The organism is Skermanella sp. (genome assembly GCF_059503625.1).
Window position 1 is genome coordinate 1 of the sequence record NZ_JCACHA010000715.1, and the last position, 11,124, is coordinate 11,124.

The 11,124-nt window shown below is 64.8% G+C and carries 7 protein-coding genes; 4 read left to right on the top strand and 3 right to left on the bottom strand.

The window, feature by feature from the left end; all coding sequences use genetic code 11:
* Positions 1-182: 182 nt before the first annotated feature.
* Positions 183-500, top strand: a complete 318-nt coding sequence (locus AC5JJ6_RS23980) for a hypothetical protein (RefSeq protein WP_496044471.1) — start codon at positions 183-185, stop codon at positions 498-500.
* Here the strand turns inward: AC5JJ6_RS23980 and AC5JJ6_RS23985 are convergent.
* Positions 497-883, bottom strand: coding sequence for a response regulator (locus AC5JJ6_RS23985; protein ID WP_496044472.1), 387 nt, complete (start codon positions 881-883; stop codon positions 497-499). The two genes, AC5JJ6_RS23980 and AC5JJ6_RS23985, sit on opposite strands and share 4 nt — an antisense overlap.
* Positions 884-1,081: 198 nt before the next feature.
* Between AC5JJ6_RS23985 and malQ the strand changes: the two genes are divergently transcribed.
* Both malQ and treY read left to right on the top strand, forming a co-directional pair.
* Positions 1,082-4,720: a 4-alpha-glucanotransferase gene (malQ, locus tag AC5JJ6_RS23990; protein ID WP_496044473.1), complete on the top strand. Its 3,639-nt coding sequence runs from the start codon at positions 1,082-1,084 to the stop codon at positions 4,718-4,720.
* Between the two features lie 10 nt (positions 4,721-4,730).
* The gene (gene treY / locus AC5JJ6_RS23995) at positions 4,731-7,583 is read left to right on the top strand and encodes a malto-oligosyltrehalose synthase (protein WP_496044474.1); all 2,853 of its coding nucleotides are present in this window, start codon (positions 4,731-4,733) and stop codon (positions 7,581-7,583) included.
* 36 nt (positions 7,584-7,619) lie between these two features.
* On the opposite strand, the gene AC5JJ6_RS24000 is transcribed toward treY, so the two are convergent.
* Entirely contained in the window at positions 7,620-9,269 is a 1,650-nt protein-coding gene (locus AC5JJ6_RS24000) for an MFS transporter (RefSeq protein WP_496044475.1), read from the bottom strand.
* A complete protein-coding gene (locus AC5JJ6_RS24005) occupies positions 9,266-9,490 on the bottom strand; it encodes a hypothetical protein (RefSeq protein ID WP_496044476.1) in 225 nt (74 codons plus the stop codon). The genes AC5JJ6_RS24000 and AC5JJ6_RS24005 overlap by 4 nt, the downstream gene beginning before the upstream one ends.
* 506 nt (positions 9,491-9,996) lie before the next feature.
* Between AC5JJ6_RS24005 and AC5JJ6_RS24010 the strand changes: the two genes are divergently transcribed.
* Positions 9,997-11,124: EAL domain-containing protein (locus AC5JJ6_RS24010; protein WP_496044477.1), on the top strand; the 1,128-nt coding region annotated here is incomplete at its 3' end.

Sequence of the window (11,124 nt, forward strand, 5' to 3'; positions counted from 1 at the left end):
TCACCTGCGCCAACTAATTCCCATGTGAAACTATTTTAATAAAATTAATGAAAAGTTCTATGGTAGTCAATGTTCAGTACATGACAATCGCAGCAGTCTTTAATCACAATCTGCACAATACTTAAGCAGATCTGAGCGCGATCGCTTGGCCCGCACTGGTTTCAGGCGGGAACCGGCCCTACATGATTTCCATGAAAACCATTCTTGCCATTGCCATTGCCGCTGCGCTGCTGCCGCTAGGCGCAGCCCTGGCAGAAACCCCGGCAGACCGCAACGTCGTAGCGCCCTACCGGTTTCCCTCGCCGTCCGAGCGGATCGGCCCGCCGGACCGGAGCCAAGCGGACCGGGGACGCGCGGAGTTGTACCGTGACCAGCTTCGCGGAAGCCAGAACAGGCGGGAACAGTTGAACGGCCAAGGCAAGCTCGACACGCTCGGACGGCGTGAGTTGCAGGATTTGCGCGGCGAGACGAACCGTATGGAGCGGACGCTGGAGCGCTAGGCTTCCGGCACCGGTTCGGGCCGGTCGCGGAGCGCGTCGGCAATGGCGCGGCGAAGCTGGCGCGCTTCGAACGGCTTCCGCAAGAAACTGGAGGCTTCGGCCAGTTCGGCCTGGGCCGCGTCTATCTGGCCCGAAATCAGAAGCGCCGCGATGCCGAAGCGCTGGCGCAACTCACGCGCGGCGGCGATGCCGTCGCTGCCATCCGCCAAGCGCACATCCATGACGGCCAAGTCGGGACGGTGCTCCTCCGCAAGGCGCAAGGCCTCGGTCCGGGTGCGCGCAATTCCGCACACCTGATAGTCCATCCCAGCGATCAGCCGCTCCAGATCCAGCGCGATCAGCATCTGATCTTCGACGATCAGGATCTTGCAGCCATCGGTCATAAAAAGCCTCCCACACCCAGGCGCAGCCGGAGGACCCGCCATACCTGCACACTCCAACGCCGGAGGCCGCAGGTCGATAGCAACGAAGAGGTAGTAAGCGGGCGCAAGATCGAATGCCTCGTCCTTTGACGGATCGGCAGGAACCAATGGCGGGTTGCAAGGGTTGGGCGGACACAGTTCATACCAAGGGTGCTCCCCATGGCGTCGTCCGCCGCTCAAATCCCGATCATCGACCTCTCCGACCTGTCCGCGCTTGGCGGCGACACTCTGGATATCCTGCAAAGGCGGGTGCTTCCGGCCTATCTGATGCGGCACCGCTGGTACGGTGCCAAGGATGCCGGCGCTCCGGCGGTGACCGTACTCGACAGGCCGGCGCTCGATACCGCCGAAGGGCCGGTCCTGCTGACCACGCTGCTGGTCCGCCCGCCCGGCTGCGCCGAGCAGCGTTATTTCCTGCCGATGGCGATCGTCGGCGAGGATCAGGCGGATGCCGGCGATCCCGCGATCCTGGCAAAGGTGCCTCGGGGTTTCCTGATCGACGCCTTCGCCCGCAACACCTTCGTCAACGCCCTGGTCGAGGGCATGCGGGAAGGGCGGGAGACCGGCGGCCTGAGGTTCCGGCAGAGCGGCGGCGACCTGGACGACGTGGAACCGATCGAACGGTCGCGGACGGAACAATCCAACACCTCGATCCGCATCGGCGGCAAGGCGATGCTGAAGGGCTTCCGCAAGCTCGAGCAGGGCACCCACCCGGAACTGGAGGTTGGACGTTTCCTGACCGAAGTCGCGAAATTCCCCAACTCCCCTGCCCTGCTGGGATCGATCGAGCGTGTCGGCGAAGATGGCGGCGGCGCCACTGCGCTATGCGTCGTCCAGGCACTGGTTCCCGACGCGGAAGACGCCTGGGGATACGTGCTGGAACGGACCCGGACGCCGGCCGATCCCGAATTGCTGAAACTGGTCGGGAAGCTGGGCCAACGGACCGCCGAGATGCACCACGCGATGGCGGCGCCGTCTGATGATCCCGCCTTCCGGCCCGAGCCCGTCACGCAGGCCACCGTGCATGAATGGGTCGAAGCGGTGCGGACCATGGCCCGAAAGACCCTGGATTCGCTGGAACGGACACTGCCCAAGCTTGGTCCCGACGTTCGTCCGAAGGCTGAAAGCCTGCTGGCCCGCCGCGACGAACTGATCCGCCGGTTCGACGATCTGGCCCCCAGGGGGCTGGAGGTCTGCCGGACGCGGCTGCACGGCGACTACCATCTGGGGCAGGTTCTGGTATCGCGCGGCGACTTCTTCATCATCGATTTCGAAGGCGAGCCGATGCGCCCGCTGGCGGAGCGCCGGGCGAAGCATTCGCCGCTGCGGGACGTCGCCGGCATGCTGCGCTCCTTCGCCTACGCCGCGGCGACCGCCAAGCCGGAGCGGCCCGACGATTGGACCGCCGCCGTCGCCGGCGCCTTCATGGAGGCTTACAAGGCGGCTATCCCAGGGGCCGCCGGGTATCCTAAGGACCCCGCCCATGCCGACGCCCTGCTGAGGCTGTTCCTGTTCGAGAAGGCGTTGTACGAGGTCGGCTACGAGCTGGCGAACCGGCCGGACTGGGTCGGCATCCCGCTGGGCGGCGTGCTGGAACTGCTGGACCGCAAGCCCGCTTCCGCAACCCCGGCGCTGGACCGGCTGGCGGAGCGGGTGGGGATAGAGCTGGAGTACCAGAGCGCCACCGGCGAAACCGTCCATATCGGCGAGCAAGCCAAGCGCGCCATGCTGACCGTCCTTGGCCACCCCGCCGCCGACGAGCAGGAAGCGGAGCGCCGGCTTGCTGCCCTGGACGACGCCGAACTGACGCACCCGCTGCCGCCCGTGCTGGTGGTCAAGGCCAGTGCCGGCCGGATCGACGTGCCCGTGTCGTTCACCGCCAGCGGTGCCCGCCTGCGCTGGCGCATCGCCGAGGAAGGCGGAGCGCGCGAGCATGAAGGGACGGTCAAGTTCTCCGACCTGGAACTGTTGCGTACCGGCCGCCACCAGGACCGTGCGATCGAACGGCGGCGGCTGGTGCTGGACGTCGCCCTTCCTCCCGGATACCACCGGCTCGGCCTGTCGGGCGGCGGCATGGACGAGGTGGTGATGCCGCTGATCGTCACGCCGGACCGCTGCTACCTGCCCGGCGCGCTGACCGAAGGCCCCGGCATCTGGGGGATTTCCGCCCAGCTATACCTGCTGCGGTCCCAGGACGACTGGGGCATCGGCGACTTCGCCGATCTGAAGAAGCTGGTCGAGGACGCCGCCGAGATGGGCGCCGGCGTGATCGGGCTGAACCCGCTGCACACCATGTTCCCCGACAATCCGGAGCATGCCAGCCCATACTCGCCGGCAAGCCGGCTCTACCTGAACATGCTCAACATCGACCCGGCGAAGATCCCGGAATACGCGACATGCGAGCGCTGCCGGCTGCTGGCGGAAGCCCCCGAGTTCAAGCGCCGGCTCCAGGCCTGCCGCGAAGCGGCGCTGGTCGATTACGCGGAAGTGACGGCGCTCAAGCTGCCGGTGCTGGAAGTGATGTTCCAGCAGTTCCAGGAGCGGGCTTCATCCGACCGGAAAGCCGCATTCGACGCCTTCCGCAAGGAACAGGGCGAACCCCTGGAGCGGCTGTGCCGCTTTCTGGCGCTCCGCCGTCACTTCGCGCCGGACAAGGCGGACTGGAGGGCTTGGCCGAAGGATTACCAGGCCCCCGACAGCCAGGCTGTCGAAAATTTCGCCCGGGAGCATGCCCATGATGTCGATTTCATGGCCTGGACCCAGTGGATCGCCGACCAGCAGCTGGCGGAAGCTTCGGCCATGGCGAAGTCCAAGGGGATGCCGGTCGGACTGTACCGGGATCTGGCGGTCGGCGCCGACAGCGGAGGGGCGGAGACATGGGCCAACCCCGGCGTGGTGATCGTCTCGGCCCATGTCGGGGCACCACCCGACCTGTTCAACCCGGCCGGACAGGACTGGGGCCTGCCGCCCTTCAATCCGTTGGCTTTGCGGAACGAAGCCTATGCCGGCTTCATCGATCTGGTGCGGGCCAATATGCGCCATGCCGGGGGCTTGAGGATCGACCACGTCATGGCGCTCCAGCACCTGTACTGGATACCGGAGGGCAAGCCGGCGTCCGAGGGCATGTACATCGCCTATCCGATGGACGACATGGTCGGCATCCTGGCGCTGGAAAGCCAGCGCAACCAGTGCATCGTGGTCGGTGAGGATCTGGGCACCGTGCCGGAAGGCTTCCGCGAGAAGATGGAGGCGGCCGGCATCCTGTCGTACCGCGTCGTCTTCTTCGAATACGCAGAGGACGGCGGGTTCGTCGGCCCCAAGGACTACCCGAAACTGGCGCTGTCCACGGCGGGCAGCCACGATCTGGCAACCCTGCATGGCTGGTGGGAAGAGCACGACATCGACCTGAAGCAGCGGCACGGCCTTTATCCCGGCGACGGCGAGGCGGACAAGCAGCGCGACCTGCGCCGCCGCGACAAGCAGGCCCTTCTGGATGCCCTGGAGGAAGCGAAGCTCGCACTGCCCCATGGCTTCACCGCGACCTCTCCCTACGCCGGCGGGCTGTCGGAGGCGGTCCACCGGTTCCTGGCGCAGACCCGTTCCGCCATCGCAATGGTTCAGATCGACGAACTGACCGACGAACCCGATCAGGTCAACCTGCCCGCCACCACCGACCAGCACCCGAACTGGCGGCGCAAGCAGTCGTTGAGTCTGGAGGAACTAACCGCGAACCCGCGCGTTGTCGCGCTGGCACGGATCTTCCGGGATGCCCGCCCGCCCGTTTCCCCTGCTCGATAGGCTGACAACCATGAGTAATTCTCCCCAAGGAACCCCCGGCCTGAAGACCGCCGAAGGCATTCCCGTTCCGCGCGCGACATACCGTCTTCAGTTCAACAAGGACTTCCAGTTCGATGCCGCCGCCGGCCTGACCAAGTACATGGCCCGGCTCGGCATCAGCCACCTCTACGCTTCGCCCTACATGAAGGCCCGGCCGGGCAGCACGCACGGCTACGACATCGTCGACCACAACGCCATCAATCCCGAACTGGGCGGCGAGGAAGGCTTTCGCCGTCTGGTCGCCAGCCTGAAAGAGGCCGGACTGGGGCAGATCGTCGATTTCGTGCCGAACCACATGGGCGTCGGCGGATCGGACAATGCATGGTGGCTGAACATCCTGGAATGGGGCCAGGACTCGGCTTATGCCGGCTACATGGATATCGACTGGGACCCCGACCGCCGTTTCCTCCAGGGCAAGCTGCTGATCCCGTTCCTGGGCGATCAGTACGGCAAGGTGCTGGAAGACGGCAATCTGGTCCTGAAGTTCGACGCGGCGGAAGGCAGCTTCGCGGTCTGGGCCTATGACACCCACAAACTGCCGATCTGCCCGCTGAACTATGCGGAGATCCTGGGGCACGACCAAGCCGACCTGGAGAAGCTGGGCGACGCCTTCGGCGCGCTTCCCACCTTCCGCCCCCATGTCGAGCGCCGCGCCCAGGAATTGAAGGCCGAGCTGGCGAGCCTCGTCGCCGAGAAGCCCGATGTCGCCGCGGCCATCGAGACCGGCATCGCGAAATTCACCGGCACGCCGGGCAAGCCGGACAGCTTCCGCCCGCTGCACGACCTGATCCAGCAGCAGAACTGGCGGGCTGCCTACTTCAAGGTGGCCGCCGACGACATCAACTACCGCCGCTTCTTCAACATCAACGAACTGGCCGGACTGCGCATGGAGCAGCCGGAACTGTTCGATCTGGCTCACCGCCTCGTGCTCGACCTTGTCGCCGACGGCACGCTGGACGGCATCCGGATCGACCATATCGACGGGCTGGTCGATCCCAAGGGCTACTGCATCCGCCTGCGCGAAAAGGCGCCGAAGCCGTTCTATCTCGTCGTCGAAAAGATCCTGGCGCACCATGAACGCCTGCGCGAGGACTGGCCGATAGAGGGGACGACCGGCTACGAGTTCACCAACCTCGTCGGCGGGCTGTTCGTGGATGCCGCCAACGAGGAGGCCTTCAGCCGCATCTATTCCGACTTCACCGGCCTGACCCAGCCGTTCGAGGACATCGTCCACGAGTGCAAGATCAGGATCATGGAGCACGAGATGGCGAGCGAGCTGAACGTGCTCGCCCGCGACGCCGCCCGCGTCGCCCGCTCCAACTGGCGGACGGCCGATTTCACCAACAACATCCTTCATTCCGCCCTGAAGGAGATCGTCGCCCGCTTCCCGGTCTACCGGACCTATATCGACGGCTCGACGCCGGCGGACAGCGACCGGCGCGACATCGACTGGGCGATCGCCCAGGCGCGGCGCGCGGTCGATGCGGCAGACCCCAGCGTGTTCGACTTCCTGCAAGCCTTGCTGACCGGCGATCTGGTGGCCGAGCCGCGCAGCGGCTACAGCCGGTTCGCCGTGATCCGGCTGGCGATGCGCGTCCAGCAGTACAGCGGACCGGTGATGGCCAAGGGGCTGGAGGACACCGCCTTCTACCGCTACAACCGGCTGGTCTCGCTGAACGAGGTCGGCGGCCATCCCGACATGTTCGGCGTCACCGTCAGCGCGTTCCACTACGCCAACCTGGAGCGGGCGCGGCGCTGGCCCCATGCCATGCTCGGCACCTCCACCCACGACACCAAGCGGGGCGAGGATACACGGGCGCGCCTGAACGTCCTGTCCGAGATGCCGGACGAGTGGGAGCGCCAGATCAAGACCTGGAGCCGGATGGTCCGTGCCCGGCGCGGCGACATGGCCGGCACCGCACCGCCCGACAAAAACGACGAATACCTGCTCTACCAGCTCCTGATCGGGTCGTGGCCTGCCGAACTGACGAACGTCACGCAACCGGATGCATCGCTGCTGAAGGGCTATATCGAACGTGTCGAAGGCGCAATGATCAAGTCGATCCGTGAGGCCAAGGTCCATTCGACCTGGGCCGCGCCCAACACGGAATACGAGGACGCGGTCATCGCCTTCCTGCACGAATGCCTGGACGTGACGCGCCGCAACCCGTTCCTGGAAGCCTTCGTCCCCTTCCAGGCGAAGATAGCGAAGCTGGGAGCGCTCAACGGCCTCGCCCAGGCATTGCTGAAACTGACCGTCCCCGGCGTGCCGGACATCTACCAGGGTTCCGAGATGTGGAACCTCAGTCTGGTCGATCCCGACAACCGCCTGCCCGTTGACTACGAAACCCACCAACGGGCGCTGGAGCAGGTGGAGGGCGAGCTTGAAACCGATCCTGCCAGCCTGCCAGGATTCATGGATCACTGGCAGGACGGCGTCGTCAAGCTTGCGGTGACCCTGAAGGCCCTGAAGCTGCGGGAGGAAAAGCCCGAGCTTTTCGCCTTCGGCGGCTACGAGGCACTGACCGCCCAGGGGGAAAAGTCGGAGCAGATCTGCGCCTTCGCGCGCATCCATGAAAGTGACGGCGTCATCGTCGCGGTGCCGCGTCTGGTCGCACGCCTTGAGGACGAGTCCGGCAATCGGCTCGGCTGGGGCGACACGGTGGTGACGCTGCCGGCGTCGGTCACCGGAGAAGGCTCCGGCCGCTGGAAAAACCTGCTGACCGGAGCGGTAATTGACGCCGAAACCCGCGAAGAAGGTGCCGTGTTGACGGCGGGCAAGCTCCTGAGCAACTTCCCCCTGGCGCTGCTCGTCAGGGCCTGACGCCGTCTGCGACGGCGATGCCGGTAGGAAAACCGATCAATCCCTGGCTTTCCTACCGGCATGACGCCGGTGTTTCTCCACGGTCAGGAAATGCCGGACCAGCGACCTGTCAGGGCCGACATGGAACCGGATGACCTCCTGCTGAAGGTCGGCATCGGCGTTGGAAACGCGCCTGTGCTGCCGGAGATGCTCCGCCCAGGACTCCACCATAAACCATTCCAGCATCTTCTCCGGATCGGCGGAATCCTCGGTAACGCCCCAGCCGTAGGCGCCGTCGCGGCGGCGCTCCTCGGACAGGGTATCCAGCGCGTGAAGGAACGCGGTTCGATCCTCGGACCGCACCTTGTACTCGATCAGGATCAGCACGGGACCCCGGTCATGCTCGATGGGACTGGCCGTAAGCGGTTCCGGCCAATGGTTGGACGGCACCAGATCCGTTTCTCCCGTCGGCAGCTTGACCCGGTGCAGGAGGAAGCCGACGACCACGAGCGCCGCCGCACCGCCGAGGAGCGTTGCGGGAATGCCCACTTTCTGCGCCACCAAACCCCATGCGAGGCTTCCCGCCGCCATCGCACCGTTGAACACGGTCAGATAGACCGCCAGCGCACGGCCGCGCACCCAGTTCGGCAGGATCGCCTGGGCGGTTCCGTTCAAGGTCGTCAAGGCCACGATCCAGGCGGCGCCGAGCAGAAGCAGGATGGCGACAGCCAGCCACTTCGGCGGCGACAGCGCCAGCACCGCCATCACCAAGGCGGTGACGACGGCGGACAGCAGCAGCAGGCCGTCCGCGTCGAGCCGCTGCCGCAGGCGCGGCAATCCCAGCGCTCCCAGGATGGCGCCGGCTCCGACGGCACCCAGCAGGATGCCGTAGAACCCGGCATCGCCTTCCAGGAGGTTCCGGGCGACCAACGGCAGCAGCGCCCAGACGGCGCTCGCCAGCGCGAAGAAGACGGCAGCCCTGAAGAGCACGACATGGAGTTCGCGGCTGGCCCGTGCGAAGCGCAGACCAGCTCGGAACGCCCCGAAGAAATGTTCCGACAGGGCGTCCTCGGCATTGGGAGCCCGGCGCCACCAGACCAGCGCCGCGATGACGAAGACATAGCTCAGCACGTCGGCGCCATAGGTGATGGCGGCTCCGAACGAGGCAAGGATCAGACCGCCGGCCGCCGGTCCGATCGACCGCGCGATGTTGATGCCCAAGGAATTCAAGGCGACCGCGTTCTTCAGGTCGCGCTTGGGCACAAGCTCCGGAACGATCGATTGCCAAGTCGGTCCCATCAGGGCAGCACCGATGCCGCCGACGAAGGTCAGCGCGATCAGGGAACTGACCGTCAACTGGCCGGAATACGACAGCACCATCAGCGTGCCGCTGACCGATGCCAGCATGATCTGGATGACGATCAGGAACTTGCGCCGGTCGAGGATGTCCGACAGCACGCCGGCTGGAATCGCCAGCAGGAAGATCGGCAATGTGCCGGCGGCCTGGATCATCGAGACGGCCGCCGGAGAACTCGACAGGTCGGTGATGAGCCAGGAACTGGCGACGTCGCGCATGAAGCTGCCGGTATTGCCCAGCACCGTAGCCGCCCACAGCACGGCGAAGACGGTCTGGCGAAGCGGCGCGAAGCTGCCGGAAGAGGGGGCTGGTTCCGCCCGCGGGGCTACGTGCTCGGTACTCTGGGTCAACTTGAAAGTTCTCCATCCCTGGGCCGCGGCATCCAGAAATGCTCCATCTCCGCGATGGCGCCGCCAAAGTCGGTCGCCTTGTTCAGCCCGCCTTGAAGATAGGCGGAGCAGAGTCCGAGCAGGGCGATCCATCGGATCGATCTCGCGGCACGTCCCGCCATCCAGCCCGCTTCGCGGCTCGTTCGAAGCTTGGCGTCAAAGGGCAGTGTACGCGGTGTCATAGGTGTCTCCGGTGTCGCGCCGGTAGATAAGGGACATGCACCGGTCCGGCACATCCGGCGCATATGCGGGCGTTCACGTAGCGGTTCCGCTGAACTCCCGATAACCGGACGACAATGCCAATGGACTGGATGGTCTATCTTGGATGAAACAACCCTTCCCGCTCCGAAGTCTGGTCTCCGGGAACTTGAAAAGGTTAATTGGCATCGTTTGAAAGGCCGGCTTGAGTTTACCGGCACGTCAGCCAGCCGAAAACTTCACTCCCTGACACTTCGTCAGATCCACCTCTCAAGCTCTCACCGCCTATGCTAAGAAGCTTAGAACCAAATACATAAGAAAACGCTGGTACATTCTTTAACTTCTGCAGGCAAGATCCCTTCACTAAACTGTGAGTCCTGTGGACCGAGAACGATCGATGAGTAGACACCTAAAGAGATTCGTCTCTTTCGCTTTTGCTGCGGCTGATCTTCTGATCGAGGTTGGAGTCTCGGGTGAGATAAGCTTTGCAATGGGAGCAGCTCAGACCCTGACCGACAGGCGTGAAGACACTCTTGTCGGCAGGAACTGGCTCGATCTCTTCGATGCCGCCGATCACAATCCGGTACGGGCGATGGTGGCGGGGCTGGGGCCGCAGGGGCGTTGCGGACCTTTGACAGTCCGCATGGCGACACCGAGCGGAAGCCCACAGCGTCACGCTGCCCTCAGCGCCTGCCGGCTGTCGGGACAGGACCAATGGCTGTCCTGCGTGCTGACGGCGCTTCCGGGAGAAGGAGAGACGGAAAGACCGCTCACGACAAGCATAGACGACTTCGTCAAGGCGACCCAGGCGGCGAGCGAAGCGGGTGCGGCCCTGACATTCCTGGACGCTCCGGGGCTGGTGGCGCTGGCTCGGAGCAATCCCGAGATGTGCCAGACGCTGGTACAGCGGATCAGCATATTGCTGAAGAATTCGGCTGCCGGTCACAACGCCGCCGCTCGGCTCAGCGAGACCCGCTTCGGCATCGCTCATAACGGCGACGATCTCAGTCTGCGGAAGGGACTGGCAGACATCACCGAAGAAGGCGTCCGCAACGGCATCGACCTTGGGATCAGTGCCCATCATGTCGATCTGGACGCCGAATCCCTCGGCCGCGAGGAACTTGTGCAGGCGGTTCGATTCGCGGTCAACCGTTTCGCTTCCCAGGGATCGAACGCCAAGCTGCCAGGATCGGTCAGCCAGACCTTCGAGCAGATGGTCAGCAGTGCCCTGCAAAGGATGAGCGACTTCGCCACGGTCATCCGTGAAGAGAAGTTCGACCTGTCCTTTCAGCCGATCGTCGAACTGGCCAACGGTTCGCTGCACCACTTCGAAGTCCTTGCGCGATTTGCGGACGGCTCCAGCCCGTTCGAGAAGGTCCAGTTCGCGGAAGAAATCGGCGTAATCGAAAAGTTCGATATCGCGGTATGTACCCGTGCGGTTTCGACGATGAGGTCGACGCCGAACGGTCCCGGCGTTTCGCCCCTGCGGCTGGCTGTCAATCTGTCCGGCCGCTCCCTGGACAACTCCCTGTTCATCCGCCTGCTGCTGGCAATGCTGGACGAGAACCGCGATCTCGCCGGCAATCTTTCGATGGAGATCACCGAAAGCGCCCGGTTG